We start from the raw sequence: 26,440 nt of genomic DNA, 5'->3' as shown, positions 1-26,440 counted from the left end.
CCCCCGAAATGTTCAACCGAAGCGCCTTCGAACACCAATACTAAAGGGTTCCCAAGAAAACATCTTGGGAACAACCACAAGGCGAACCTTTATCCTTGAAGCGGCTCTACAAGATAGCGAGTGATTACTAACTTGCTATCTTGAACCGCTAAATTCCATGTCTCATTGACCAATAAGTTGATGGATTCTCCGTCAAAGGTCTCTGCAATCAAACGGATCCGCAGCTCGGCTTTGATGTCACTGCCATTCTCGAACACTTTTACATCTTCCACTATATGCTGGCAATCAGGCTTGAACATGCTGCGCACGGTTTGGTACCAGTCGTTAAAGCCCGCATGGCCATTAAACTCCCCTTCAGGAGCAAACCAAGCGATATTCGCAGAGAGATTTTCTAGGAAGTAATCTCCATTTTCAGGCAATACATCTAGCTTTGCGAACCATTCCTTCACCAATTTTCTGACACGGTTTTCAGTTGAATCAACGAGGGCATCAATACGTGATACAAGTGTATTAGCGTGCTCCATGGCCTTTGTCTCTACGTCCTCTTGTGTATTGTATACGCCTGGAATAAAGACCATTCCGTGCGTATAGAGTGGCTTCTGAAAGTTCATTCCCGCTAGGTATGCGGTTTGTTGTAGTGGCATCATTAGTTGCTCGATACTAAAGTGGTTATAACCTAGTGGTTCATATGATTCACTTGGCCCGCCAATGGTGAACGAAAGCAAAAAATCTTTACCTTTCAGTTTGTCGCCCTTTGAGCCGTAGGCAAAATTGTAGCTAAAGACATCATCGATCCATTTCTTGAGCAATGCGGGTACTGAGTACCAGTAAAATGGGAACTGCAGCACTATGACATCCGCGTTAAGCAGTGCCTGTTGCTCAGCCTCAATATTGATTCGATAGTCGGGATAAAGCGTATCGAGACGACGAACCTCGACGTTGTGCACATTTTTTTCTGCCTGCTCTAGGATGACTTTATTTGTATAAGAAGCTTCTAGATTTGGATGACCAGAAATAACTAAAACCTTGCTCATTGTTCTACTCCATAAAGGGTTAACGCTTGAATTAGGAGTATTCTAGGTCTTCACTTATTGCGTGAGTAGAGCTATTTATTCTATTATTTAATTAGATAAAGCCTAACAATAGAACTGTGATGAAAAGAACGACATACAATCAGCTAGTCGCATTTCAAAGTATCGTAGAAGAAGGCAGTATTCGTGGTGCTGCTCGAAAGCTGGAAATGACCTCTCCAACGGTGAGTCAGTCCCTAAAACTACTAGAGGCAAATGTAGGGCTCACGCTATTTAATCGCTCAACTCGACGAATGGATCTTACTGATGCCGGCACTCTCTTATATGAAAGAACCAAAGATGCCTTATCTTCGTTAAATCACGCACTAGAAAGTGTCAATGAACTCAGTGAGGCCCCATCGGGGACCGTGCGTATCACCGTTCCTCGTTTTGTTTATCAGGTCTATTTACGCCCGATTTATGCGCAGTTTTGTGCTCAGTATCCAGAGATACAGTTAGAGATTTCTGTGTCCGATGCAGCGGTGGATATTGTCAGAGAAGGTTTTGATCTAGGTATACGCTTTGGTGACAAAGTACAGCCTGATATGGTGGCGAAAAAGCTAACGGAACCGATGAAAGGAGCATTGTTTGCGTCCAAAGAATACCTTGAACAGTACGGTACACCGCAATCTATTGAAGATCTAAAGAACCATAAGTATGTGCAGTATCGCTACATCACCTCCAATCAACTTGCTCCGTTAGAGTTAATTCAAAACGGACAAAGGGTCGTAGTTGAAATGCCATGCGCTCTCATAGTGAATGATACTGATCTAGAGATAGATGCCGCTATTAAAGGTGTCGGAATTAGCAGTATCATAGAACCTTGCGTTAAGCCCTATTTTGATAGCGGTGAACTCATTCCCCTGATGAAAGACCAATGGGCTAGCTACCCGGGAATGTATCTATACTATGTGCAAAATAGTCAGAAAGTTCGTCGCGTAAAGGTATTAATTGATTATCTGGTTGAGAAAATATCAAGCAATGAAATAACCTAGGTAAATGTGCCTACAACACTAGAGCATTGACTTTTAGACGTCATCCTAGAATTTACGTAGTAAATATCTAGGATCTTAGAGAGCTCATCACCAACTCAGACACTCCCTAATTACAGTTACTAAAGTTGTAATTTAGACAACTAGACAAAGGTGTCTTATTACTGCAAATTAAATACTCACCAAACAGTAAAGGAAGCCTATGTTCAGTCACGTAATGATCGGTACCAATGATATGCAAGCATCAAAAAAGTTTTACGATGCTTTGTTGACGACCTTGGGATATCAGGCAGGCAATATCGACGAAAAAGGGCGCTGCTTTTATTTTTCTGACAGCGGCGTATTTTGCCTCACCAATCCCATTAATGGCGAGCCTGCTACTCATGGCAATGGTATGACTATCGGTTTCAAAGCCGCCAGTAAAGATTTGGTAGATAGTTGGCATCAAGTTGGACTGAATAATGGTGGAACTGAATGTGAAGAGCCTCCTGGGGTTCGTGGTAACGCCCAAACTCAGCTTTATATGGCTTACTTAAGAGACCCTGCAGGTAATAAAATCTGCGCGACGCACTTTATGCAAGTGACTTAGTCGACACTTTTTACTGCCACGCCCCATTAAGTTTCTTGATGGGGCGTTTTTGTCATAATCCGTTAATCAAAGATTCAAAAACACGTCATCATTGAGCACATTCTTGTCACCTGAACTGTGTAATTTAACATTGTCTCGAAGAGTCAGCAGTTATAAATCAATCCTTCGAATAATCTCAAAAATATGGAGAAATGAGAATGAAACGCAGTGGATTAGTTTTATCAGTGATAGCAGGATGTGCCTCTTTATCTGCCTATGCGCAGTTACCACAACAATCAGATCAGTGGTTCAAGGAAGGCCAAATTGCCCTAGAGCAAGCGAAGAAGGTCAAACCTATCAATGGCCCAGCGAAGAACGTGATCTTGTTTGTCGGTGACGGCATGAGCGTCGGAACTATTACTGCGGCTCGTATCTATGCAGGTCAGCAACAAGGTTTAGATGGCGAAGAATTTAAACTGAGTATGGAATCTTTGCCTCATACGGCACTGGCAAAAACCTATAACACTGATATGCAAACGCCAGACTCAGCAGGTACAGCAACCGCTATGGTCTCTGGAGTGAAAACTAGCTCAGGTGTGTTAGGCGTGAATGAGAAGGTCAAGCGCGGATTTTGCAACAACGTTGAAGAAAATAAAGTAAAAAGTGCGTTTCAATCCGCTGCAGATAATGGATTATCGGTTGGCCTAGTGACGACCACGCGTATTACTCATGCTACTCCAGCGGCTGCTTATGCTCATAGCCCAGACAGAGATTGGGAGAACGACTCGGCTATCTCAAGTTACAACAAATCTAATGGTTGTACCGATATTGCGTACCAACTGGTGAATTTTGAACATGGTGATGGCGTGCAAGTTGTGTTTGCTGGTGGCCGAAGAGAGTTTTTACCTGCTGATGTACAAGACGAGCAAGGCTTTTCTGGTCAACGCGGTGATGGCAAAAACTTGATTGAAGAATGGCAACAACGCTATCCAAATGCGAGCTACGTATTTGATAGAGACGGCTTTGACAAGTTAGATAATAAGTCTCGAGTGATGGGGCTGTTTAACCCTTCTCACATGGAATATGAGCTAGACCGAACTCAAGAGAACAAAGAGCCTTCAATTGCAGAAATGACGGAAAAGGCGCTGTCAATTCTAGAGAACAATAAAAAAGGCTATGTACTTATGGTCGAGGGTGGTCGTATTGACCATGCTCACCACGCAGGCAATGCTGCAAGGGCGTTAGAAGATACATTAGCCTTTGATAAAGCTATTCAGATCGCTTTAGAGAAAACAAATCCGAAAGATACTTTAGTGATCGTCACAGCTGACCATGCGCATAGCTTTGTGGCAAATGGTTATGCAGAGCGTGGTAATGATATCTTAGGTTTATCTATGAGTGGTGGCCAGCCAAACAAAGATGCGTCTGGTAAATCCTATACTACGCTGATCTATGGCAATGGTCCTGGTGGTATTGAGGGCGAGCGTCCAAATGTGACTGCTGAGCAAGTGGTTGATCCTGATTATATGCAACAAGCATTGATCAAATTAAGCTCTGAGACGCATTCGGGCGAGGATGTTGCTATCTTTGCTCGAGGACCACAAGCATGGTTGTTCCAAGGTGTTGTCGAACAAAACTACATCTATCATGTCATTGCTGATGCTTTGAAACTTAAGTAATTTTCTTTGACGGGGTTGCTTTGGCAACCCCGTTTTGCTCTCTTTTTGCTTCATACCCCACCTCCTCTATACTTCATATCATCGCTATTTCTTAGGTGTTACAAGGGCATAGGCTCTCTCCGAACCCACTCTAGATCATAAAAATAAGATCACGCTCATAATTAAATAAAATAATGTTTTAATTTTATTTGAAATGCAGTTTCAAAAATTGCTATAGTACTTGCAACAAAGAAATGACCTCGTTTGAACCATTACACTTTTTGAGGAAGCAACATGATTCTTGATTCTTTTAGCCTAAAGGGCAAGGTTGCCATCGTTACGGGTTGCAATACCGGACTTGGTCAAGGTATGGCTGTTGGGCTTGCAAGTGCAGGCTGTGACATCGTTGGGGTTAACCAGTCAGAACCGGCGGAAACGAAGCAAAAGATTGAAGAACTGGGCCGAAAGTTTATTGATGTACGCGCAGATCTTTCAAAAACGGATGGTATTTCTAACATTGTTGATCGCGCAGTGACAGAACTAGGTCGTATCGACGTATTGGTTAATAACGCAGGAATTATCCGCCGCAATGACGCTATCGACTTCTCTGAGCAAGATTGGGATGACGTGATGAACGTCAACGTAAAATCAGTTTTTTTCCTTTCTCAAGCGGTCGCTAAGCAAATGATTGCGCAAGGTGAAGGTGGCAAGATCATTAATATTGCTTCCATGTTGTCGTTCCAAGGGGGAATCCGAGTACCTTCTTACACGGCGTCAAAGAGCGGTGTAATGGGGGTTACGCGCTTGATGGCCAATGAATGGGCAAGTCACAATATCAATGTGAATGCGATTGCTCCTGGCTACATGGCAACAAACAACACTGATGCATTGCGTGCTGACGAAAAGCGCAACAAAGAAATTGTTGATCGCATTCCCGCTGGTCGCTGGGGCAAACCTGAAGACCTTGCGGGGCCTTGTGTATTCTTGGCCTCTTCAGCATCAGATTATGTCAACGGATACACCATTGCCGTCGATGGCGGTTGGCTGTCTCGCTAACAAGAACACTGGACAAATTCGGGCCACGCTAGAGTTCAAATATCGATAGCCGTGTGTCGAGAAGATGTGCTGACTGCAGCGTATCTTCAGCCCAAGACTTATAATTAGATTAATTTATTGCAGGGGACTGCAGGAGTATTCAATGAAAATCGCACTTATGATGGAAAACAGCCAAGCGCCTAAGAACGCAATGGTTGCTACTGAGCTTAACAATGTTGCTGGCGGTCTTGGTCACGACGTATTCAACGTTGGTATGACTGATGAAAACGATCACCACCTAACTTATATCCACCTTGGTATCATGGCTAGCATCCTTCTTAACTCTAAGGCTGTAGACTTCGTTGTAACTGGTTGTGGTACAGGTCAAGGTGCACTTATGGCAAGCAACCTACACCCTGGTGTGGTTTGTGGTTACTGCCTAGAGCCATCAGATGCATTCCTATTCAACCAAATCAACAACGGCAATGCTATTGCTCTAGCATTCGCTAAGGGCTTTGGTTGGGCGGGTGAACTAAACGTTCGCTACATCTTTGAAAAAGCATTTACAGGTGCTCGTGGTGAAGGCTACCCAATTGAGCGTGCTGCACCTCAACAAGCTAACGCGGCTATCCTAAGCGAAGTAAAATCTGCGGTTTGCAAAGACGTTGTTGCTTCTCTACGTGCTATTGACCAAGAGCTAGTGAAGCAGGCTGTTGGTAGCGCACAGTTCCAAGAGTGTTTCTTCTCTAACTGCCAAGATTCAGAGATTGCTGAGTACGTTCGCTCTCTAATCGACTAATTCTTAGTACCAAGATATTAAAGGCCAGCTGTGGTTAACAGCTGGCCTTTCTTTTTTGAATCAAGGCCTAAATAGGCTGATTGGTTTGTACTACCAGTTTGCCAAAGTTCTTTCCTTCAAGTAGCCCAATAAAGGCTTCTGGCGCATTTTCTAGCCCTTGTACGAGGTGCTCTTTGTAGGTGATCTTACCTTCACTTAGCCAAGTCATCATTTGCTGAGCAAATTCAGGGTAACGATGGCCGTAATCGTCAAAGATGATAAAACCTTGCATCTTGATGCGTTTCACCAATAGTTGTCCCATTAGCATAGAGAGTCTATCTGGCCCATCAGGCAGTGAAGTGGCATTGTACTGAGAGATTAGGCCGCACAATGGAATGCGAGCCGATGTGTTCAGCAGGGGCATCACAGCATCAAATACTTTACCACCCACGTTTTCAAAATAGACATCGATACCATCGGTGCAGGCGTTGGCTAATTGTTCAGCAAGGTCATCACTTTTATGGTCGACGCAGGCATCAAATCCTAATGTATCTACAGCAAATTGGCACTTCTCTTCGCCACCTGCAATACCTACAACACGACAACCCTTGATCTTAGCAATTTGGCCAACCATAGAACCTACCGCGCCTGTTGCAGCTGCAACAACGACAGTTTCACCGGCCTTAGGCTGACCTATATCTAGTAGCCCCATGTAAGCCGTAAAGCCTGGCATGCCCATCACTCCTAAGGCATAAGACGGTTGTTCGGGATTCATACCAAGCTTGATCAATCCCTCTCCATTAGATACACCATAATCCTGCCATCCGCTAAAAGAGAGTACCCACTCACCGAGTGCAAAGTCATGGTGTTTTGATTCAGTCACCTGACATACCGTACCGCCAACCATGACCTCATCAATCGCAACGGGGTCAGCGTAGGATTTTGTATCGCTCATTCGGCCACGCATGTAGGGGTCCAGAGATAAATAAACACTGCGAAGCAATACTTCCCCCTCACCAATAGAGGGTAAAGCAGTGGTATTTAAACGAAAGTTCTCTGGTGTAGGAGCGCCGACTGGGCGTGATGCGAGTACAAGCTGACGATTAACAGTTGTCATTAAAGTAATTCCCTTTTAGTGGTATAGATTTAATATCTAGTCTGACCAGTCTACGCTATTTTGTCTTAAAGCGTGCAGTTGCCGCTCTAATATTGCATTGGTTTTTTTATTGGAAGTCGGGTCACTACAAGCCCGCAAAACGGTAAGTTAACCCGATTTCTAGCGACCATCCTATATCCCTTTGGATGAGAGGACTGCTCGTATCGTGGTGAATCAATTCCATCTTGCTGATGCCAATCCAGTTTGGTGTGAACTCATAGAGTCCAATTAATCCTGCTTGATAAACAAAGGTTGACCCAGCATCAAATGCCTTTAATCCAGAAGAAGATGATTCGGTATTGGAAATACCATAGAGGTGGTTGGATAGCTTCTTGTCACGATAATCGACTTCTAAGTAGGGTGTGATGGTAAATGGCTGTGTCCATGTTTCTAACGTTCTACCTAAATGAAGCTGAACTTCGTAGCCATTATGTTCTGAAGTGACGTCGTGTAAGTAGGTGAGCCGAGCGCCTACCGTTCCCACGGTTATCCCGAGTTCTCCATTGCCGTCTCTATCTTGAATGCCATTAGGTAGGTCAACGATGCTGTCTGACACTTCAGCAAAGCGCCAATTTCCAGACAAACCAACATAAGGTAGCAACTGCCAATTGACTAGGCTGCCATCAATGAAACCCTTTGGGTCAGAATAGAATAAATTTGGGGTCGCGCTGAATTTGGGTGTACTTTTGGTTGAGAAAACACTTTCACTGTAGGTGATGCTGCCTCCAATAATTCCGTATTCTTCATCGGCGAAGGAAAGCTGAGTGCTGCCTAAAAGAATCGACAGTGCGAAAGCAACTCTACAAATCATTATCAATACTCCGTTATTGTAATAAATATCAAGAACGGAGTCGGTCGAATAAAATTTCATAGCGACTTTAGCGACTGGAAATAGACTACTTTAAGTGGCGCCAAAAAATTGAAGGGACTATTGGTGTTTTGCTCGTGGTCGATCGAGGCCGTTGATGAACTCACGAAGGTAGAGACGCGCACTTTAACGTTAATTTATCGAAGCTACATAACAAGTTGACCCTATTCCTGTTGAGCCCTGTGGTCGTTCACTTACTATGAGGTTGAGCTGAGCGACCAAGGATAGGGCATGCTTCACAAGATATTAGTTGGTGTAAAAAAGCCGTTTTTAAAGATGTTACCCATTCCGGAGCCAAAACTAGTGGCAGGGGAAGGTTCGGTGAGTCAAGTTGACGAGTTGTGTAAAGAACTAGGTATTACTCATCCACTCATAGTGACAGACAAAGTGTTGGTTAGGTTGGGGCTGATCGAGCCGGTATTGATCTCTTTACAGAGGGCGGGCTTACCTTTTGCAATGTTTGACGAAGTTGAACCAGATCCCGGCTTTGATGAGGTAAGAAAAGGGGCTAGCCAGTTTGTTGCCGCACACTGTGATGGCATTATTGCGATTGGCGGAGGCTCTCCAATCGATTGTGCCAAGGCTATCTCCGCTTGCGCTAAAACCAACAAGGATGTCAGTAAACTCCTTGGACTGATGCGAGTTCATAGGCCCATTTATCCCATTATCGCAGTGCCAACGACATCGGGGACAGGCTCAGAAGGGACCGTTGCTGCAGTGATAAGCGATCATCAATCACGAAAGAAGCGAGCCATTACCGACCCTTTTATTATGCCAAAGGTCGCGATTTTGGATGCAAACCTAATTGCTGGATTGCCACCTAAAATTACCGCTGAAACAGGGGCGGATGCTCTTACGCACGCTATAGAATCTTATATCAGTGGTTATTCGAACGCTTATTCACAGCAACTTTCGATTTCAGCAATCCAACGAATATTTAGATGGTTGCCCGTCGCAGTTGCTGATGGCAATAATTTAGATGCCAGGCAAGAAATGGCAATGGCGAGTTATGAGGCTGGCCTTGCCTTCACTCGCACTTACATTGGTTATGTCCATGCCATTGCACATCAGTTGGGCGCTTTTTATCACATCCCTCATGGCCGTGCTAATGCCATTGTATTGCCTTCGGTGCTGCATTTTACTGCGGTGTCTGACCCAAGCTCGATTGCATTGTTGGCAAAGGCTACAGGGTTCTCCACAGGTGATACGGATATGGCGAATGCGCAGGCTTTTATAGACAAAGTTGAGTTGCTTCTTCGTACCATCGAGATCCCAGAAACCATTGATGAATTAAAGATTGCCGATATTTCTAGAATAGCAAAGCAAGCTATTGATGAGGCGTTTGGCGATTATCCTGTTCCTGTCGAAATGAACGAAAAGCAGTGTCAGAGCTTGTTAAAAGGCTTAGTTAAGAGGTTTGAACAATGAGTAATCCTGCCCATAAGAGCCAAATCAGAATTATCATAGCCATGCTCATTGTGGCGTTTCTCTCTATTTTTGGACACATTATTCTGACTCCCGTATTAGCCAAAATGGGGTGGGTTGAATATGTTGCGGCTGCCATTCCGTTTACTATGATGGGACTTTGTGTGTGGGCCGTTCGTGATGCCTCAAAAGCCTTAGATGCGGAAAATGAAGATAGCGAATCTTCGTAGGAACTCTGTAATGTCTATTCTTTATAGGTAAGTAATTAAAGTTAACTCGAAGTTTAAAGGAGGATGCATTGGCTTTGAATACACGTTTCTTCACGGTAGGTGAGGCTGCTAAGCGTTGCGGGGTGGCTACATCAGCGTTACGTTTTTATGAGAGTAAAGGACTGATAGAAAGCATAAGAACAGAGGGTAACCAAAGGCGTTATCCCGCCAGCACAATTCGTGTGATCTCAGTGATTAAAGCAGCCCAACAAATAGGGGTTAGTCTGGAAGAGATTAAGCTCGCATTGGAAGCGCTTCCTAACCATAAACAACCCACTAAGAAAGATTGGGCTCGAATGTCTAAGCGGTGGGCTACCTCGTTAGATCAGAAAATACTAGAAATGCAGCGATTGAGAGACAATCTTGATGGCTGTATTGGATGTGGTTGCTTGTCGCTGAAAAGCTGTAAGTTATTTAACCCTGAAGACACTGCATCCGTTCGAGGAAGTGGTGCACGGTATTTAATTGATGGCCCGCCGGAAGATTAAAGCTTCTCTTTGGGGTCGGCAATGGGACAGTTGTAAGCGGTACCTACAAAGGTTGCCGAGGTTTTGAAATAGTGAGGGCTAAGTAAAACAACGGTATTGGCTTGAGATAGATAAGCATTGTTTTTTATCTCGTTTATTGCCCCTTGGATAAGTATATCGTTAGGATAAAAGAGGTATGAATACCAGTGCCCTTCGCTACCCGTCACTTCTCCTACCCATTCGCAGTGTCTTACCAATGGAGCGTTGTTGGTTCTAACGTGTACATCTTTTGCCTCTGGCATCAGCAAGGTTTCTGGTGTTGTGCAGCCCACTAAAGTAACTGAGGCAAAAAGTGCCAGCCAATGTTTCATTCGTTTCCTTTATCTGTAGACCTGTTCGATTCACAATTGAATTCTCTCTATGAATTGTTGACTAAGAATTATTTAAATTCAATTGTTTATCTGTTTTCTTTTCTCGTAAATCTATGATTAATTAGAGTGATAGAGAAAGTGGACTTGTCTGATGTGATGAGTTGAGAAATGAGAGCCCTTTAATGGAATTATCTACACAGCGCCTATCGCTTACCCCTTTATCTGAATCCGACTGGACACTCTTTCACAACTTGCATGTTGATAAGCGTGTTATCTCTTTGTGCTTTGATGAGCCTAGCCTTAAAGACATTCAATTGAAGTTTCAAGCGCGAATTCAACCATGGAATAAGAACTCACTTCACTGGCTATGTTTAGTGTTAACTGATCAATCGTCAGGGGAGAAAATAGGACTCACTGGCTTTTGTATGCAAGATGGTGTCGCTGAAGTCGGCTATATGTTGCTACCGGAGTTTCAGGGGCTGGGATATGCGACAGAATCGCTGCAATGTTTAATCGAATGGGCTCAAGAAACGCATGCTATTGATCACTTCTCAGCCACAGTCACTGAGGGGAATCTCAGCTCGGAGCGGGTGCTTGAAAAGTCAGGCTTTATTCTCAGAAAAACCATTCCTGGTACCTACGTGATCGGGGGTGTCTCCTACGCTGATCATATCTACCAATGGCATAAACCGAGTGCTTCAATTATCAACACCATTTTGTTTGATTGGGGGGATACCTTGATGGTCGATTTACCCAATCAGCAAGGAAAGATGTGCGACTGGCCAGAGGTTTACACGGTTGATGGCGCAACTGATGCACTAAAGGGTCTTTCAAAGAACTATCGATTGTATGTGGCAACAAATGCGGTCAACTCTGCCGAGAGTGATATTCAACAAGCCTTTCAAAGAGTGGGCTTAGATAGATACATAACTGGGTACTTTTGCAAAGCCAATCTTGGCATTGGCAAGGGGAGTGCAGAGTTCTTTCATAAGATTGTGGATACGCTGCACACACAGCCTGATTCTGTATTGATGGTAGGAGATACGCTAGATAAAGACATCAATCCTGCCATTGAGGCAGGGTTAAAGGTGGTGTGGCTAAATCGTCAAAGCTCGCATAAAGAGGGAGTTCAGAACATCCCTCAAATTGAAAGCCTGCACGACTTATCCAATACCATCGAAAATTTGCTATAAGCTGTGTTTATCGGGTACGAATGAAGGTGTTTTTTACCATGTGATCGGCCAGTCTTTCGCATTTTATGTGCTGGAACTTTAAAGGTGCAGTCAGGTCCGAAAACAGCGGGATCCCGCCTCCCAGTAGAATAGGTATTGTGGTGATAATCAGCTCATCAATCAGATCATGCCTTAGAAAGCCCTGTATGGTCTTTCCGCCATCAATATAAAGTTTGTTAAAACCTTTTTGATTAAGCGATTGAACAATTTTAGGTAGCTCACCATTCACTAAAAACACTTTCTCTTCTAGCCCTTCAGGCACCTTTGTCAGAGTGTTACTCAATACGAAGACCGGTTTTGAGTATGGCCAATCAATACCAAAACTCAGTACGATATCTAGAGTGTTTCGCCCCATTATCAGAGCATCGACCCGATCCATAAACTCGGCAAAACCAAAATCTGAACCTTCAGGATTTGGCACATCATGAAGCCAATCAATTTGATTATTTTTGTCTGCTATAAAGCCGTCAAGGCTAGTGGCGATGTAAACGATGTTCGACATGTGGCGCTCCGCTCTATGTGGTATTAAAAAAGAATACCTTATAGGTACTTAAGAGCAATAAATTAAAGGTCAACTCGATACGATTCGAACAGCTCAGCCACATCAACATTAGCATTGAGTCTTGCCGCGAGAAGATATAACCCGCCAATTTTTCGGTGCAGGAAAAGAGCATCTGCTGGTGGTGTATGCCAGTAATCTTGTTCCATGCTGAGTACAGTTCCAGCTTGGCTGAGTCTTTGAGCCAAGTTGCTCGAACCAAAGTCATACTTTCCATCACATTTGAGTGGCTCACAGGCGAGTTTGACTAGGTTGAAGATGGCTTGCTTTTGCTCGGGTATTATCTGTTGGCTGAAAAAGCCTATCTGAGTTAAGGCTTGGTCTAATCCTTTGTCGTCATTATTGATGACAGAGGTAAAGGCGAGGCGATAACCATCGCTAATGATTTCGTTGTAGGTTCGAGTTGCACCAAAGTCTAGAAGCACTACTTTCTGTTTCGTCTCATCGTAAAGGAAGTTGGCAAAGTTGGGATCGGTTTGCACGAGCTTAAAGCTAAATATCTCTTTGAACAGCAGGTCCAGCAGGAGTGTCATCACGCGATCGCGAGTGTTCTGATCGGCGTGCTGGAGTGACTCTATAGGCTTACCCGCCACGTGCGTCATCGAGAGCACATTGTCGGTGGTAATGTCCTGAAGCACGTCGGGAATAATAAAGTCAGGGCTATCTTCTAATAACAACTTATAGCGATTGAGTAGGTCTGCCTCCAAAAGATAATCGGCTTCCGCATGCAGTTGTTTTTTTGCTTCTTCAAGCAGGTCTTTATAATCCACGCCCTTTGGAATTAAGCCAACGACATTGAGTAGGGTACCTACATTGTCCACATCACTATCGATGCTTTGCTTGATGCCGGGATATTGGACCTTTATCGCTAGTTTAGTGCCGTCGTCGGCATGGGCTTGATGCACTTGTCCGATAGAGGCACTGGCTATTGGCTTAAAATTAAATTCAATGAAGTTCTGCTGCCAATCTTGCCCGAGTTCTTCAGACAGTACAGTCGCGAGTTGTTTGGTAGGCATAGGAGAGGCGTCTGAGCGGAGCCTAGATAAAATGTCAGCCAGTTCAGGGCTGATGAGGTCCCCTGCATCCATAGACATCAATTGCCCTACCTTCATGGCTGCACCTCGAAGATGGGCTAACTGATCGGCCACTCTTTTTATATTGGTAGGGGTGAGGAGTAGGTCTTTTGCCTTGGGCTTTTTGCCCTGTGCAAGCTGTTTTGCGCCTTCGGTTACCATAGCGCCGCCCACTCGAGTGGCGAGCGAGGCAAATTTACCAAAGCGAGAGAGGCGGTGAGTTGGTACTTTGCTTTCTTCAGAAGCCATGCGAGTAATATCCCTGGTTCAGATTCTTTTTAAATTAAAGACTTATACCAGAGCTGACAAGCTTAAGATCAATGATCCCTATGTAATTAAAAGCCCTGTGGCACAGATGCGACAGGGCTTTATAAGCGTTATAGCTAGAGCTGTTTGCTGAAGCTAGCTACCACATAATCAAATAGCGCTCCTCTAGGGAGAGAATTTGAAAGATACCTTCAAGCATGAAATAGCTCCTCTACTTGGTGACGTCTTCGATGTCTATCCCCATAGCCTTTGCAAGTCCCTCACCGTAAGCAACGTCCGCATGTAGCGCATGGGAAATATGCTTGTGCTTAATATGAGTTGAAACCCCATCCATAGCTCGAGCGGTATTGTCGAACAAGCGCTGCTTTTCATCCTCAGGCATGATGCGGAAAAGGTTGCCAGCTTGAGTGAAGTAATCGTCGTCTTCACGATGATCCCAGTGAGTAGCAACACCTTGCAGTTCTAGTGGTGGCTCAGAAAACTCAGGCTGTTGCGCCCATTCTTGATGTTGGTTTGGTTCATAGCCGATAGTCGAACCAAAGTTGCCGTCGGTACGCATTGCCCCGTCTCTGTGGTAGCTGTGTACAGGGCAGCGAGGCGCATTAACCGGAATTTGATGATGGTTAACGCCTAAACGATAACGCTGAGCATCACCATAGGAGAACAATCGACCTTGCAACATGCGGTCAGGAGAGAAGCCAATTCCTGGTACTACAGCTGCAGGGTTAAATGCTGATTGCTCTACTTCAGCAAAGAAGTTTTCAGGATTCTTGTTTAACTCTAGTACGCCCACATCATGCAGAGGATAGTCCTCATGTGGCCAAACTTTTGTAAGGTCAAACGGATTGTACGGGACGGTTTCTGCATCTTTTTCTGGCATCACCTGAACTTTAAGATCCCATTTTGGAAAAGCGCCGTTCTCAATATTTTCATAAAGATCTTTTTGGTGACTTTCGCGATCTTTACCAACCAGAGCTTCTGCTTCCTGATCCGTTAGGTTTTTAATGCCTTGCTGAGTTTTAAAGTGGAATTTCACCCAATATCTTTCATTGTCTGCATTAATGAAGCTAAAGGTGTGGCTGCCATAACCGTTCATGCAGCGGTAGCTTGCCGGAATACCACGATCACTCATTACTATGGTGATCTGATGAAGCGCTTCAGGTAATGAAGTCCAAAAATCCCAGTTGTTTTCAGCACTGCGCATGTTGGTTCTTGGGTCGCGCTTAACTGCGTGGTTCAGGTCAGGGAACTTCAGTGGATCGCGAAGGAAGAACACTGGTGTATTGTTGCCAACCAAGTCCCAGTTACCTTCTTCGGTATAGAATTTAACAGCAAATCCTCGGATATCTCGCTCTGCATCAGCAGCTCCTCGCTCACCGGCTACAGTGGTAAAACGAGCGAAAAGGTCAGTCTTTTTGCCTATCTCGGAGAAGATCCTTGCCTTTGTGAACTTTGTGATGTCGTGGGTTACAGTGAAGGTGCCGTAAGCTCCAGAGCCTTTTGCGTGCATACGGCGCTCAGGAATAACTTCACGATCAAAGTGAGCGAGTTTCTCAAGGAACCATACATCTTGTAAAAGTTGAGGGCCGCGTTTTCCCGCAGTAAGAACATTTTGGTTATGTGCGACAGGGCAGCCGCCAGCAGTGGTGAGTTTCTTAGTCATAATCACTTCCATTTGTTTACATCTGAGAACGATTATCAATCGCCAACAAACTGTTGTATTGATGTAAATCAAATGTTTGGTGTGAATTTGATGTTTGTTTGTCGTATTGTCTTATTTTGTGACATCAGACCAGTTTGTGGTGTAAGTCTTGAGAAATTAAAGCCTTGATAAACAAGGCTTTATTATGATTACCATGCGAATGTTTGTATGACATTCTCTTTGGTAATTGGGTTGTGCGCTATGTTGCTATTAATGCGCTCTAGAAATGCATTTCTTGCCGCTGGCATTACGCCTCGCATTGGCGAGATGTTATTGCCGTGGTCGCCCCAGTAGTAGCAATGAAAATCATCCATGTTCTCTAGAAGATATTTTTCCTCTTCTAGGATCTGCAATGGTGTTGGCAAGATAAACTCGCCGCGATGCAGTTCTTTTTCAAGCTCAGAGCCAGGCTGAATGGCAAGGGCCATTGGTGCAATAGCATCTGGCTTCATGATGTTGAGCAAACTGGTGGTATTTATCGCGTGCTCCATAGAGCGCTCTTTACCACCTAAGCCAAAGATAAAGGAGGCTAATACACCAATCTTTGCTTCACGAGCCATCTCCATACCCTCGATTGCGTGCTCTCGAGTCATGCGTTTTTTAATTCTTTCAAGTACGACAGGATCACCAGACTCTAAGCCGGAATAGGCCATACTTAGCCCCGCTGACTTAATCTCTTTTAGTTCAGCAACACTTTTACGACGAAAATCGTTGAAACCAGAGTAGAGCGCAATGTTCTTGATCTCCGGAAACGTGGTTTTGATTTTGTCTAAGATCTTCACCAGCATCTCAGTGCGCATTGCCATCACGTTGCCATCGGTCAAAAAGATAGATTCAACGTGCGGATATAATCTGCGTGCTTCTTCAATATCTTGAAAAATGCCTTCAATGTCTCTGATTTTGAAGCGTTTATCATCAAACATGGTACAGAATGTACATTGATTATTGCTGCAACCAAGAGTGGCTTGAATCAGTACGCTCTCAGCTTCCATCCATGGACGATAAATTTTACCTTCGTAATGCATAGAAAACTCCTTAGTGTTGGAGCGCAGAAGTCTACTGCTGAGAAGAAGCGAGATAAATGAGGTGCTGGCCAAATCAGTTTTAAGAAAATATTAATAATTGCATCAAGACAATGAAAAGCTGTCAGTATCGCAGCCTTTGCCGTTGCGCTAGGTAAAAAATGGGGCGATTGCTCGCCCCATAACAGTTCTAGTTACTTATGGCTGGATGACCAGCGCTATCTCCCATCTGAAATGAGTTGCCTCTGAGGTCGCTATATTTATTTAGGCTTTTAACGCGCCCAATATGGTTTCTGCGTTACTCACTTCAAACTCACCGCCTTTCTCGACATTTAGATGGGTGACTACACCATTGTCTACGACCATGGCATAGCGCTGAGAGCGGATGCCACCGAAGCCGGCCGTATCCATCTCAAGTCCAAGTGCTTTGGTGAAGCTGGCATTCCCGTCACCAAGCATGAGTATCTCGCTGGCATTTTGTGCTTCACCCCATGCGTGCATGACAAAGGCATCATTCACAGCGATACAAGCAATGGTATCAATACCCACCGCTTTAATTTGATCGGCATAAATAACATATCCAGGTAGGTGAGCCTCTGAACAAGTAGGTGTGAATGCCCCTGGCACAGCAAACAGGACCACGCGCTTATTAGCAAATAAGTCATCTGTACTGTGACTGACCATGCCTGAATCCGTGAGCTCACTTAGGGTCGCCGCAGGTATTGCTTGTCCTTTCTGAATCATTTTTGTTCTCCGTGTCATCTAGTACAGATGAGTTTAGCCTACAGTTGGATTCAGCCTAGGTTGAATTGGTCAGTTTGTTTTCTGGCTGATGCAGTTAGTGGACTCTAGCCAATCTCAAAGGAAGCAACGCCATAGGTCCGTTCTAGAGGTAAATCGGGAAACGAATCGGTATACATACGAGCCGTTTCAAAGGATTTAGTCATCTGGCAGTTCTCTACCAATGCAACTGCAGACGGATTGATCTCTGGTGTATCAAGAAAGATGGCATCAGAGTCGGTGACCCTTGCTTTGAGCGCTAAGAAAAGCTGTTCTGCTAGATCAGGGGAATCGGCAAACAGAGGACCAATTTTGTAGCCATTTCGACACTGCCTAATCACGCCATAACCAACAAGTTTATCTTTAATCATGACCCCAAGTGCGTGGCTGTCTGGTTGGCTTATCCATGCCTTAGTAAATTCAGTTCTATCGGCAGGAAAGAAAGGTTGGTCATAGGCATTCAAAGTATCGAAAGGAATCGATGAAAGCTCAACAATATCAGGGTTTTGGGGAACATCCCCACCGCCCGTCCCCTCATAGCGAATATTTCGGTAAGCCAATCTGAAACCAGACTTTTTATAGTTCTCTTGCTGATCAACCACACCATCAAGGCCAATATTCAGCCCCGATAACCGCTTAATTCCCGCATCCCAGATCTGTATCCCATAGCCTTGACCGCGATATTCTGGTTTGACGATATAAAAACCAAGAAAACCGAACGATTCATCGTATTTGACCACTGAGATAACGGCGATGGGTTCATCATCAAGATACCCAACTAGAAAAGCGCTGGGGTCAGCAATGCAGTAGCAATCGGCATCATGTAACCCGGGGTTCCAGCCTTCACTGGCAGCCCAGTCAACCGCAGTGTCTATCTCTGCGCGACTCATAGTTTGTATTGAGTAAATATGCTCGCTCATGGTTTCTCCCTAAGCTGTCAGATTGACCTATCCATGTCAGTCACCGATATCAGTATAGACCTGAGTTAAAATGAAATATGGGCGAGCACCGCTATTGAACGCCAAATTTTACAGGTATAGTTCACGACGTATTTCGTTGGAAGACTGGATGTAAGATGACCGAATTTGAAAATATGCTTGAAGGACAAGATTTTGATGGTGGTGACAAAGAGATCAATAAGATCCGAGATACCGCCGCAATTCTGCTCCAGCAGTTAAATCAAACCATAGGTAGCCAACAGCGCACCGATATCTTGCAACAGCTGATGGGTTCAATGCCAAACTCGAGCATTATCCGCTCCCCATTTAGCTGTGAGTTTGGCAAGACCATATTTATCGGTGAAAACACCTTCCTTAATATGAACGTGGTCATGTTAGATGGCGCTAAGATTTCAATTGGTAATAACGTCTTGGTAGGCCCGAGCGTCCAGTTCTATTGCGCTAGCCACTCTCTGAATTTTCAATCTCGCAGAAAATGGGAAACCTTCTGCAAGCCTATCGCAGTGGAAGACGATGTCTGGATCGGCGGCAACGTGGTTATCAACCAAGGCGTAACGATAGGCGCACGTTCAGTTATTGCTGCAAATTCAGTAGTGAATTCAGATGTTCCACCTGACTCTTTATATGGCGGAACACCAGCGAAGCTGATTCGTCGGATTCATGAGAGTGAGCAAGAATAGGCAATTACAAGTCCCTGATTGATTGCTCAGACTATTGGGGGATAAAGGAATAGAACGTGCTAACTCATAAGTGGACAAAAACGAGTCAGTGATTTTACTAAATTAGCTAACTACGGATTAATTGGATTATGGCAAAGCTCTATTCATAGCAGCTTAGGCTGCTTATCAAAAGGTGTCTATCAAGTCGGTGGCTATTCAGGCTTTTTTCAATCTCATCGGCTAACCGGCTTCGCAGAGAACGCAAAAAAGCCAGCAGGCTTGCCTGCTAGCTTAACTTATGTCCACTCAAGTTTAATAATTCAGCCTGATCTTGCGATTAATTTCACCCACAAATATCTCCGTTGATATGTGGGATTTGGTGGGCATTACCCTGCTGTTTCTTACCTTGGATGCCAAACTCCACCGTTTGTCCAGGGAGAATCAAAGCATTCCACTCAAGGTCTTTCGCAGTATAAGGGTTGTTCCCACGCAAGTTGGCATTCCACACGCTATCGGCTTTGGCTCCATCTGTATAGTTCCAGTCAACTTCCCAGCCATAAATGGTTTCATGGCCCAGGTTTTGAATACGAACATTGGCAATAAAGCCGTTATCCCATTCGCTCGAGATATGGTACTCACAGCTTGCAGTTGGCAATGACATATCAACCGGTTCAAACATGAAATAATGGACGTTGAAATTATTGTTTGAAGCGCTGTTATCAACTCGGAATGTAAATTCCTGCTTACCTGCATCTAGATAAACTTCGCCCACATTGTCATGCATCATGACATTATGAGTACTGGTGTTCATTACCTTATGCTGCAAATTGCTTGCCCCTTCCCCGAATTCAAGAAAGAAAGCACCTGCATTTTGCTGCCTTGATGAAACACGTGCTGAAACATCGTAGTAACCTGTCTGCGGGATAGTTACTTCATACTTTACCCATTCATCATTGCGGATATTACACATCAAGTGGGTTCCGTTTTTATCACAGAACTCGATCGCATCAGCTGGACGAGTAGGGCCATTTGAAGGGCTGGCTACAGAATCAAAATATGACACTCCAAAGCCTTCCATTCCAAATTCATCAGCCATCACAATCACAGACTGGTTATCGAGATGAGGCAGCGATTTGTTATCGAGCCAGTATGTCATTTCATCAATATTATCGGTTTGGATAATATCTGCACGCATATGGCGTATCAGACGCCCCCAGCCTGCATCAGGGTTAAAATGACTGACCTCATCGGTTGCATCAGGCGTCTGCCCGTACCACAGGGTGTTGTACATCACTTTTGTACCATTAGCCTGAATACGTTCAAGAGTATCTGGTTGGATGTGCGGCTCAAGATAATCATTATAATTTAGTGAATACGCATATGGGACATAGTTTAGGTCTTCAAAATGCGGGATATCATCAACATTATTCGCGCTAATCCGGTATAGCTGTTGAATGCGATTATCTTTTCTACCAAACTCAGCCACAGCATCAGGTCCTGAGCTGGTATCAAAAATAACGTAATCAAGCATATCCATAGATTTGACCAATTCATAGGCTTCTTCACGCAACGGCCACCCCTTATCAAGGAAGATCATCGCTTGCCCATCAATTAATTCCAGAGCTTCTTGCAATGTCGGCATATGGAGATCAGTTACTGTGGTTTCACCACCAAGGTATTCTCTCAGACGTAATTGCAAAATATCATCATACGTCATAGATGATATTGAACCACTACCATCCGTTGTACGGTTAACTGAGGTATCATGGGATAAAACAATAACCCCATCAGAAGTCATACGAATATCAACTTCAATAATTTCAATACCCTTATCCAACGCAGATTGAATAGCTGGTAAAGAGTTTTCCGGAAATGCCCGCCAATCAGCACGGTGAGCCATGATCATTATGTCATCACGGGCGATATCTTGAGCGTTCACTACACCAATAAAACAGCTTGCCGAGATCAATGAGATCCCGAGCATTTTTACAAGTTTCATTATTAATCCTTAAAATACTATATGAGGGAGTTGAGTAACTATTTGTTGCCAAATATTCTTTGATGAACAGACAAGTAGATTATTTTCTTTATCCGATAATTTATATTCAGTCTTGTCTATATTCGGCAGAACAATTTAACTATTGTGTCGGTATGTACGTTCAAATCGGCGCAGTAGCTGGTCGCCACGACGCTTAGCGTTATCAAGTGCTGTTTGCATGCTGATATCTCCCGAGAAGGCTTTTTGTGTCTCTTCTTGGAACACACTGCGGAACTGGGTGTAAAATCCAAGGCGGATACCACGTGAGTTAGCGTTACTTGGCTGATTTAGTGACTCAAAACCTGCATGGATTGAAGCAAATTTAGGATCATTTTCATCCGTTGTATCAATGATATATTGGTAGGCATCTTGTGTTACTGGCAGGTAACCTGTCATTTCTGTTAGTGTTTTTTGCGTTTGCGGTTTACGCACGTAATCAAGGAACTCTTTTGCCACGGTTTCTTCTTTCGTCTTATGACCATCAAGCATCCATAAAGAACCACCACCAACAAAGGTATTATATCGGTCATAGCCTTCGTAAACTGGAGCCATGCTGATCTCAAGATCTGAGCCTAATGCAGAAGAGGACGCGTTATACGCTGACAAAGACGCTTCCATCATGGCACATTCATTGGCTGTAAAAGCACTCGTATATCGGCCTGCGCGAGTTTGTGGGTCCAGCTTGACCAAACCTTTTTGGTTCCAGTCATAAAGGTTATTTAGATGCTGAACAATCAGCCCTTGGTTCACCGTGTATTCTGCATCTAGACCGTCAAAGCCATTGTGCTTGGTTGCAATGTCAACACCATGTCGCGCGGCTACTTGCTCAAGTATGCGCCAAGCTCCACCATCAGTAGTATAAGGACATTCATGACCACTTTCTTTCAGCTTAACCATTGCAGTGTGAAGCTCTTCGTATGTGCTTGGCGTTTCAGTAATTCCTACCTCAGCCAATGCACCTTTGTTTACGTAAAGCACAACTGTTGACGCATTCCACGGCTGAGACATCAGCTTATTGTCCGCATCTTGGTAGTAGCCACGTGCACCAGAGATGTAGTCGCTCCAGTTTACGTCCCTATAGCTCTCTTCTAGTGGCTTAGAGATGCCCGACATCATTAGGTCTGTTGTACCAACATCAAAAAACTGCATCAGTACTGGGTGGTTGTTCGAGCGAATCGCAGCAACGGCTTTTTGCATCGCCGTGTCGTAGTCCCCTTGATAAATACAGTCAATACTGTTTTTTGACTGTTCGTTAAAAGACTCACATACCGCATCAATCGCGCCATTATTAAGTGAGTGCCAAAATTCAATTGACGCAGACTCATCGGCATTTGCTATCGATGCTAACCCTGTAACACCCAATGCCAGTACAGATTTATTAAGTTTCACCATTTACTCCTAACCATTTCAATTACTCTCAATGTGTGAAAATAGTCTAACATTCAAATTATTACAAAAAGATGTATACGTATATTAAGTTTTTAATGCAACCAGTTACTAATTCACCAATATGAAGGGATAGCTAATTTGAAGCCAAGCAATAAAAATAGAATCGTTAGATTAAAGAAAGTGAGTATTGTGGGGGTTTTACATAGAAGTCGCGGAATTTAAATCAAATCAAACTCATTAAAACACTTAAAGTGTAATATCTGCGTCACATTTTGCTTCTAGAGTATCAATTGATTCGTTAGTTAGTTAGTTAGTTAGTTAGTTAGTTAGGCTGGATTCCTATCCAGAATTTATAAATATTTGTCGTTCAAGGAATGTCATGCAGGCAGTATATAAAAAGCGTTGGCTAACCCTATGGCTAGCAGGCCCACAGTTAGTGCTTTTATTCTTATTCTTCTACTTACCGATTTTTAAATCGGTAGAGTGGTCACTCACACTACAGCCACCATTTGGGGGTGAGAGCATATTTGTTGGATTAGACAACTATCGGTATGTCTTTTCTGACCCAGAGTTCTACCGTAGCTTCTGGTTAACAGTGAAATTCATGGTGATTGGCTCTTCTCTCTCGGTATTAGTGCCATTGATTCTAGCTATCGCGGTTGATAGAAAACTCAAGCTTTCTAATCCAGCTAGAAATTTTATGGTATGGCCTAAAGCGGTAGCCGGTGCCTCTATTGGTGTTGCATTCGCATTTATTTTTAACCCCTTTGTTGGTGTGCTTTCGTTCTTAAACGATATCTACCCAGGGCTTTGGGAGCCAGGAATGAATGGCTCTCACGCGTTTAGCATGCTGATCATTGCGCACGTTTGGGGTGGAATACCATTTAACTTTGTTATCTTCCTCGGTGGTCTTCAAGCGATTCCAACAGCGCTGACACACTCAGCCGCAATGGATGGCGCTGGCCCTTGGCGACGTATCCTTGATATTTATATCCCGCTATTAACACCACAACTGTTCTTAGCTCTTGTTCTTGAGGTAACAGACTCCGTTGTCTCAGCCTTTGCTCTTATTGCCAGTATGACTCAAGGTGGCCCTGGCGGATCAACCAAGCTGCTGGTGTATAAAATCTATGAGGATGGTTTCCTAGGACGCGATTTATCAGGTGCGTCAACCCAAACTGTAATCCTAACCGTGATGGTACTGAGCTTGGCTCTACTCCAGTTCTTGTACCTAGAAAAGAAAGTTAAGTATGAGCGTTAACCCATGATTGAGAATTCTAAATCTATTGATAGAGTGGCGAATGCCATACTGATAACTGGCATGCTATTTGTTTTGCTGCCGATTTACATTGTTGTTATCACCGCTACGCATTCTTATGAGACCTTCCTCCGTGAAGGCTTGCAATACCTGCCAGGCACAGAGCTAATGACAAATCTCCGATTGGTTATGGATGAGACCTCGCTTATTCCGCAAATCGCGAATAGCATCGTCATCGCACTGATATCGGCATCAGGTAAAACCGCATTCTCATTTTTAGCTGCATTTGGCATTGTCTATTTCCGCGTTCGATACGGCACTTTGATCTTCTTTATGATTCTAATGTCAACTATGGTTCCGCTGGATCTACGTATTGTTGCAAGCTATGAAGTCGCTTCCAATATCCTAGAGCCTATCAATAGCTTGCTCACAATTACAGGCATTAATAGCCTAGTAAGTGCCTACTATGGCACGCCGCTTAAACTAGAGTTTAGCATCCTAGACACCTACTTTGGTATGGCTGCACCAATTTTAGCTTCCGGAACAGGCACTTTCTTATTCAGACAGTTTTTTAAGACTATTCCACCATCATTGATTCACGCAGCCACTATGGATGGTGCAGGGCCAATTCGATTTATGATCGACATTCTGTTGCCGCTTTCCAAGACTAGTATCATCTCACTATTTGTTCTGATGTTCATGGGTGGGTGGAACCAGTACATGTGGCCACTGGTAGCAGCCTCAAGACCAGAGATGGATACAGCACTGGTTGGCTTAGTCAAACTTAGTACCGTGGTAGACGGAGCGACACCTAACTACCCAATGATCATGGCAGGTGCCATCTTGGTCAATATTATTCCAATTATCATGATAGCGGTGATGCAAAAATACATCGTTCAAGGCTTAACGCTCTCGGAGAAGTAACATGAGCAATTTACTAAACAGCATACGTGATCACGCTGAAGGCATTAGCCTAAAAAACATCAAAAAATCGTATGGCACGAACACAGTCATAGAAAACCTGAGCATTGATATCAAAGCGGGCGAATTTATTGTTATTCTCGGCCCATCAGGGTGTGGTAAATCAACCACAATGAACATCATTGCTGGGCTTGAGGAGTCCGACTCAGGCACCATTCATATCGGTGATAGAGAAGTGCAGGACCTTGAACCGAAAAAACGTGGTTGTGCAATGGTATTCCAAAACTACGCCTTATACCCTCATATGACGGTGGCTGACAACATTGGTTACTCACTAAAAATTCAGGGGCTAAAGAAGCAGCAGCGTAGAGAGCGAGTTGAAGAAGTCGCTAAAGTTGTGTCACTCGGTTCTTACCTTGAACGCCAACCAAGCGAACTATCAGGTGGTCAGCGCCAACGTGTGGCTATTGGTCGCGCCATCGTTCGTGAGCCAAGCGTTCTGCTTTTTGATGAGCCGCTGTCGAACCTAGATGCGAAATTACGCCAAGAGATGCGTATGGAGCTATCACAACTGCATAGCCGCATCGGCTCTACCTCAATATTCGTTACTCACGATCAGATTGAGGCCATGACGCTGGCTGACAGAATCATCATTCTCAATGGTGGTCACCTTGAGCAGTTTGATACACCCTCTAAGATCTATGAAAAGCCTGCATCAACGTTCGTGGCAAACTTTATTGGCTCACCGGCGATGAACCTTTTCGACATGACACCGACTACCTCGGTATATATGAATGATCTCGAACCGGACTGTATTGAAGAAAACACAATTGTAGGTATCCGTCCTGAGCATATTGAGATATCAGAGAGCCATGGAGAGTTGACCACTGTCAAATACATGGAAGATCTTGGTTCACATAAGGTGGTTACGGTTGTATTGACGTCTGGAGAAGAGCTGCTAGTTGCGACTCAATTAGGTCAATATATCCAAATAAATAACAGAATTCGTATTTTTTTTCCGGCAGAGAAGCTGCATTTCTTCGACAAGACAACCAATAAAAGAAAAGAGATCAACCTAAAAATCACTGTGGCAGAGTAGAGGAATATTATGATAGATAAACAAACTGCCAAACAGATCTTCGATATTGTTCAGGCCCAATCTCGAGATACAATTCGCTCTAATTTCAGACGATTACAACAGAAACAGATCCAAACCAAAACCTCAATTACGGATTTGGTCACCGACTGTGATAAGAAGGTAGAGCGCGACCTCATCACGCATCTTAAGCCACTCTTCCCTGATTTTTTCTTTATGGGAGAAGAGATGATGGCCGATGAAGAAAGCTTCAACCCAGAACAATACGACAAACTGGTTATCATTGACCCTATTGATGGTACTTACAATTTCGCTCACGGGATTAGTGTCTTTGGGGTGATGGTAGCAATACGAGTCAATCAAGAGACCTTGTTTTCAATGATGTATGACCCAATCAACGATGACTGGGTCTGGGCGCAAAAAGGTGAAGGCTGCTACTGGCAAAGCAGCGATGGAGAAACAAGAAAGATTGAGATCGAAGAGAAACAGGGCGACTTTGGCTTTATCTCGCCTTTCTTGTTCGACAAATCTCAAAAAGAGACCATATTAAACCTATTATCGACCTACGACCGAGCCATCTCATTTGGCTGCTCGTGTCACGAGTATCGAGGTATCCTATTTGGTGCGGGCAATTTCTACCTCACTCAAAAAGGGACTAAGCCTTGGGATCACTATGCTGGCCTGCTTGCCGTTAGTGAAGCTGGCGGATATTCCGCTTATCTAGACGGTGATTCTGCTGATGTTTTTGTCACTGGCAAGAACCTACTAGTGGCAAGTTCGGCACAGAAATGGCACGATTTGTCGATAAACATGAAAGGTCTACTGTAG

At 44.1% G+C, this 26,440-nt stretch carries 26 protein-coding genes and 1 pseudogene; 15 read left to right on the top strand and 12 right to left on the bottom strand.

What is annotated here, in order from left to right; genetic code table 11:
- Positions 1-89 precede the first annotated feature (89 nt).
- Complete coding sequence (locus OCU46_RS16415; protein WP_141270542.1) at positions 90-1,034, bottom strand: NAD(P)H-dependent oxidoreductase; 945 nt, start codon at positions 1,032-1,034, stop codon at positions 90-92.
- 119 nt (positions 1,035-1,153) lie between these two features.
- On the opposite strand from OCU46_RS16415, the gene OCU46_RS16410 reads away from it, so the two are divergent.
- From OCU46_RS16410 to OCU46_RS16390, 5 genes are all read left to right on the top strand, one after another.
- A complete protein-coding gene (locus OCU46_RS16410) occupies positions 1,154-2,065 on the top strand; it encodes a LysR family transcriptional regulator (RefSeq protein WP_141270544.1) in 912 nt (303 codons plus the stop codon).
- Positions 2,066-2,264: 199 nt separating this feature from the next.
- Positions 2,265-2,651: a VOC family protein gene (locus OCU46_RS16405; protein WP_141270546.1), complete on the top strand. Its 387-nt coding sequence runs from the start codon at positions 2,265-2,267 to the stop codon at positions 2,649-2,651.
- A gap of 197 nt (positions 2,652-2,848) precedes the next feature.
- The gene (locus OCU46_RS16400; protein ID WP_141270548.1) at positions 2,849-4,309 is read left to right on the top strand and encodes an alkaline phosphatase family protein; all 1,461 of its coding nucleotides are present in this window, start codon (positions 2,849-2,851) and stop codon (positions 4,307-4,309) included.
- Positions 4,310-4,582: 273 nt separating this feature from the next.
- A complete protein-coding gene (gene kduD / locus OCU46_RS16395) occupies positions 4,583-5,344 on the top strand; it encodes a 2-dehydro-3-deoxy-D-gluconate 5-dehydrogenase KduD (RefSeq protein WP_141270550.1) in 762 nt (253 codons plus the stop codon).
- 142 nt (positions 5,345-5,486) lie between these two features.
- Positions 5,487-6,122 (top strand): RpiB/LacA/LacB family sugar-phosphate isomerase, encoded by a 636-nt coding sequence (locus tag OCU46_RS16390; protein WP_141270552.1) that lies wholly within the window; start codon positions 5,487-5,489, stop codon positions 6,120-6,122.
- Between the two features lie 67 nt (positions 6,123-6,189).
- Here OCU46_RS16390 and OCU46_RS16385 read toward each other — a convergent pair whose 3' ends face one another.
- Together OCU46_RS16385 and OCU46_RS16380 are read right to left on the bottom strand one after the other, a co-directional pair.
- Positions 6,190-7,218, bottom strand: coding sequence for an NADP-dependent oxidoreductase (locus OCU46_RS16385; protein ID WP_141270554.1), 1,029 nt, complete (start codon positions 7,216-7,218; stop codon positions 6,190-6,192).
- A 124-nt stretch (positions 7,219-7,342) separates the two neighbouring features.
- Positions 7,343-8,068 (bottom strand): MipA/OmpV family protein, encoded by a 726-nt coding sequence (locus tag OCU46_RS16380; RefSeq protein WP_141270556.1) that lies wholly within the window; start codon positions 8,066-8,068, stop codon positions 7,343-7,345.
- Between the two features lie 288 nt (positions 8,069-8,356).
- Here OCU46_RS16380 and OCU46_RS16375 point away from each other — a divergent pair, with 288 nt between their 5' ends.
- From OCU46_RS16375 to soxR, 3 genes are all read left to right on the top strand, one after another.
- A complete protein-coding gene (locus tag OCU46_RS16375) occupies positions 8,357-9,553 on the top strand; it encodes an iron-containing alcohol dehydrogenase (RefSeq protein WP_141270558.1) in 1,197 nt (398 codons plus the stop codon).
- Positions 9,550-9,780 (top strand): hypothetical protein, encoded by a 231-nt coding sequence (locus OCU46_RS16370; protein WP_141270560.1) that lies wholly within the window; start codon positions 9,550-9,552, stop codon positions 9,778-9,780. The genes OCU46_RS16375 and OCU46_RS16370 overlap by 4 nt, the downstream gene beginning before the upstream one ends.
- Positions 9,781-9,848: 68 nt before the next feature.
- A complete protein-coding gene (gene soxR / locus OCU46_RS16365; protein WP_141270562.1) occupies positions 9,849-10,307 on the top strand; it encodes a redox-sensitive transcriptional activator SoxR in 459 nt (152 codons plus the stop codon).
- Here the strand turns inward: soxR and OCU46_RS16360 are convergent.
- Positions 10,304-10,657, bottom strand: coding sequence for a DUF4156 domain-containing protein (locus OCU46_RS16360; protein WP_141270564.1), 354 nt, complete (start codon positions 10,655-10,657; stop codon positions 10,304-10,306). The two genes, soxR and OCU46_RS16360, sit on opposite strands and share 4 nt — an antisense overlap.
- 182 nt (positions 10,658-10,839) lie before the next feature.
- Here OCU46_RS16360 and OCU46_RS16355 point away from each other — a divergent pair.
- Together OCU46_RS16355 and OCU46_RS16350 are read left to right on the top strand one after the other, a co-directional pair.
- Positions 10,840-11,340 (top strand): annotated as a pseudogene (locus OCU46_RS16355) (GNAT family N-acetyltransferase); the annotation flags it as partial.
- 57 nt (positions 11,341-11,397) lie between these two features.
- Positions 11,398-11,850 (top strand): HAD family hydrolase, encoded by a 453-nt coding sequence (locus tag OCU46_RS16350; RefSeq protein ID WP_338155904.1) that lies wholly within the window; start codon positions 11,398-11,400, stop codon positions 11,848-11,850.
- 7 nt (positions 11,851-11,857) lie between these two features.
- Here OCU46_RS16350 and OCU46_RS16345 read toward each other — a convergent pair whose 3' ends face one another.
- From OCU46_RS16345 to OCU46_RS16320, 6 genes are all read right to left on the bottom strand, one after another.
- Entirely contained in the window at positions 11,858-12,391 is a 534-nt protein-coding gene (locus OCU46_RS16345) for a dihydrofolate reductase family protein (RefSeq protein WP_141270568.1), read from the bottom strand.
- Between the two features lie 62 nt (positions 12,392-12,453).
- Entirely contained in the window at positions 12,454-13,770 is a 1,317-nt protein-coding gene (locus tag OCU46_RS16340; protein ID WP_141270570.1) for an ABC1 kinase family protein, read from the bottom strand.
- Between the two features lie 229 nt (positions 13,771-13,999).
- Entirely contained in the window at positions 14,000-15,451 is a 1,452-nt protein-coding gene (gene katE2, locus OCU46_RS16335; protein WP_167495354.1) for a catalase KatE2, read from the bottom strand.
- A gap of 188 nt (positions 15,452-15,639) precedes the next feature.
- Complete coding sequence (locus OCU46_RS16330) at positions 15,640-16,515, bottom strand: radical SAM protein (protein WP_141270572.1); 876 nt, start codon at positions 16,513-16,515, stop codon at positions 15,640-15,642.
- Between the two features lie 261 nt (positions 16,516-16,776).
- Positions 16,777-17,256: a peroxiredoxin gene (locus tag OCU46_RS16325; protein WP_141270574.1), complete on the bottom strand. Its 480-nt coding sequence runs from the start codon at positions 17,254-17,256 to the stop codon at positions 16,777-16,779.
- Positions 17,257-17,360: 104 nt separating this feature from the next.
- Positions 17,361-18,212, bottom strand: a complete 852-nt coding sequence (locus tag OCU46_RS16320; RefSeq protein WP_141270576.1) for a GNAT family N-acetyltransferase — start codon at positions 18,210-18,212, stop codon at positions 17,361-17,363.
- Positions 18,213-18,367: 155 nt separating this feature from the next.
- Between OCU46_RS16320 and OCU46_RS16315 the strand changes: the two genes are divergently transcribed.
- The gene (locus OCU46_RS16315) at positions 18,368-18,931 is read left to right on the top strand and encodes a sugar O-acetyltransferase (RefSeq protein WP_141270578.1); all 564 of its coding nucleotides are present in this window, start codon (positions 18,368-18,370) and stop codon (positions 18,929-18,931) included.
- Between the two features lie 322 nt (positions 18,932-19,253).
- Here OCU46_RS16315 and OCU46_RS16310 read toward each other — a convergent pair whose 3' ends face one another.
- Together OCU46_RS16310 and OCU46_RS16305 are read right to left on the bottom strand one after the other, a co-directional pair.
- Positions 19,254-20,909, bottom strand: a complete 1,656-nt coding sequence (locus OCU46_RS16310) for a cellulose binding domain-containing protein (protein ID WP_141270579.1) — start codon at positions 20,907-20,909, stop codon at positions 19,254-19,256.
- Between the two features lie 135 nt (positions 20,910-21,044).
- On the bottom strand, positions 21,045-22,337 hold the full coding sequence (locus OCU46_RS16305; RefSeq protein WP_208733527.1) for an extracellular solute-binding protein: 1,293 nt from the start codon (positions 22,335-22,337) through the stop codon (positions 21,045-21,047).
- Between the two features lie 379 nt (positions 22,338-22,716).
- Here OCU46_RS16305 and OCU46_RS16300 point away from each other — a divergent pair, with 379 nt between their 5' ends.
- The 4 genes from OCU46_RS16300 to OCU46_RS16285 are packed head-to-tail and all read left to right on the top strand — an operon-like array spanning position 22,717 to position 26,440.
- Positions 22,717-23,598, top strand: coding sequence for a carbohydrate ABC transporter permease (locus tag OCU46_RS16300; protein ID WP_141270583.1), 882 nt, complete (start codon positions 22,717-22,719; stop codon positions 23,596-23,598).
- Between the two features lie 3 nt (positions 23,599-23,601).
- Positions 23,602-24,519, top strand: coding sequence for an ABC transporter permease subunit (locus OCU46_RS16295; RefSeq protein ID WP_141270585.1), 918 nt, complete (start codon positions 23,602-23,604; stop codon positions 24,517-24,519).
- 1 nt (position 24,520) lies between these two features.
- The gene (locus OCU46_RS16290) at positions 24,521-25,615 is read left to right on the top strand and encodes an ABC transporter ATP-binding protein (protein ID WP_141270586.1); all 1,095 of its coding nucleotides are present in this window, start codon (positions 24,521-24,523) and stop codon (positions 25,613-25,615) included.
- Positions 25,616-25,624: 9 nt separating this feature from the next.
- Positions 25,625-26,440 carry an inositol monophosphatase family protein gene (locus OCU46_RS16285; RefSeq protein WP_141270587.1) on the top strand — a complete coding sequence of 272 codons (816 nt, stop codon included), beginning with the start codon at positions 25,625-25,627 and terminating at the stop codon, positions 26,438-26,440.

The sequence above is a fragment of the Vibrio comitans genome (assembly GCA_024346835.1).
GTDB classification, from domain to species: Bacteria; Pseudomonadota; Gammaproteobacteria; order Enterobacterales; family Vibrionaceae; genus Vibrio; species Vibrio comitans.
This window is presented reverse-complemented; position numbering and strand designations above follow the sequence as displayed.

Excerpts from the sequence above, each read along its gene's own strand:
- OCU46_RS16330 (WP_141270572.1), bottom strand. The coding sequence starts at position 16,515 with ATGCATTACGAAGGTAAAATTTATCGTCCATGGATGGAAGCTGAGAGC.
- OCU46_RS16320 (WP_141270576.1), bottom strand. The coding sequence starts at position 18,212 with ATGAGCGAGCATATTTACTCAATACAAACTATGAGTCGCGCAGAGATA.
- OCU46_RS16315 (WP_141270578.1), top strand. The coding sequence starts at position 18,368 with ATGACCGAATTTGAAAATATGCTTGAAGGACAAGATTTTGATGGTGGT.
- katE2 (WP_167495354.1), bottom strand. The coding sequence starts at position 15,451 with ATGACTAAGAAACTCACCACTGCTGGCGGCTGCCCTGTCGCACATAAC.
- OCU46_RS16285 (WP_141270587.1), top strand. The coding sequence starts at position 25,625 with ATGATAGATAAACAAACTGCCAAACAGATCTTCGATATTGTTCAGGCC.
- OCU46_RS16380 (WP_141270556.1), bottom strand. The coding sequence starts at position 8,068 with ATGATTTGTAGAGTTGCTTTCGCACTGTCGATTCTTTTAGGCAGCACT.
- OCU46_RS16350 (WP_338155904.1), top strand. The coding sequence starts at position 11,398 with ATGGTCGATTTACCCAATCAGCAAGGAAAGATGTGCGACTGGCCAGAG.
- OCU46_RS16375 (WP_141270558.1), top strand. The coding sequence starts at position 8,357 with ATGCTTCACAAGATATTAGTTGGTGTAAAAAAGCCGTTTTTAAAGATG.
- OCU46_RS16310 (WP_141270579.1), bottom strand. The coding sequence starts at position 20,909 with ATGAAACTTGTAAAAATGCTCGGGATCTCATTGATCTCGGCAAGCTGT.
- OCU46_RS16345 (WP_141270568.1), bottom strand. The coding sequence starts at position 12,391 with ATGTCGAACATCGTTTACATCGCCACTAGCCTTGACGGCTTTATAGCA.
- OCU46_RS16400 (WP_141270548.1), top strand. The coding sequence starts at position 2,849 with ATGAAACGCAGTGGATTAGTTTTATCAGTGATAGCAGGATGTGCCTCT.
- OCU46_RS16405 (WP_141270546.1), top strand. The coding sequence starts at position 2,265 with ATGTTCAGTCACGTAATGATCGGTACCAATGATATGCAAGCATCAAAA.
- OCU46_RS16300 (WP_141270583.1), top strand. The coding sequence starts at position 22,717 with ATGCAGGCAGTATATAAAAAGCGTTGGCTAACCCTATGGCTAGCAGGC.
- OCU46_RS16295 (WP_141270585.1), top strand. The coding sequence starts at position 23,602 with ATGATTGAGAATTCTAAATCTATTGATAGAGTGGCGAATGCCATACTG.
- OCU46_RS16325 (WP_141270574.1), bottom strand. The coding sequence starts at position 17,256 with ATGATTCAGAAAGGACAAGCAATACCTGCGGCGACCCTAAGTGAGCTC.
- OCU46_RS16415 (WP_141270542.1), bottom strand. The coding sequence starts at position 1,034 with ATGAGCAAGGTTTTAGTTATTTCTGGTCATCCAAATCTAGAAGCTTCT.
- kduD (WP_141270550.1), top strand. The coding sequence starts at position 4,583 with ATGATTCTTGATTCTTTTAGCCTAAAGGGCAAGGTTGCCATCGTTACG.
- OCU46_RS16290 (WP_141270586.1), top strand. The coding sequence starts at position 24,521 with ATGAGCAATTTACTAAACAGCATACGTGATCACGCTGAAGGCATTAGC.
- OCU46_RS16340 (WP_141270570.1), bottom strand. The coding sequence starts at position 13,770 with ATGGCTTCTGAAGAAAGCAAAGTACCAACTCACCGCCTCTCTCGCTTT.
- OCU46_RS16360 (WP_141270564.1), bottom strand. The coding sequence starts at position 10,657 with ATGAAACATTGGCTGGCACTTTTTGCCTCAGTTACTTTAGTGGGCTGC.
- OCU46_RS16385 (WP_141270554.1), bottom strand. The coding sequence starts at position 7,218 with ATGACAACTGTTAATCGTCAGCTTGTACTCGCATCACGCCCAGTCGGC.
- OCU46_RS16410 (WP_141270544.1), top strand. The coding sequence starts at position 1,154 with ATGAAAAGAACGACATACAATCAGCTAGTCGCATTTCAAAGTATCGTA.
- OCU46_RS16370 (WP_141270560.1), top strand. The coding sequence starts at position 9,550 with ATGAGTAATCCTGCCCATAAGAGCCAAATCAGAATTATCATAGCCATG.
- OCU46_RS16390 (WP_141270552.1), top strand. The coding sequence starts at position 5,487 with ATGAAAATCGCACTTATGATGGAAAACAGCCAAGCGCCTAAGAACGCA.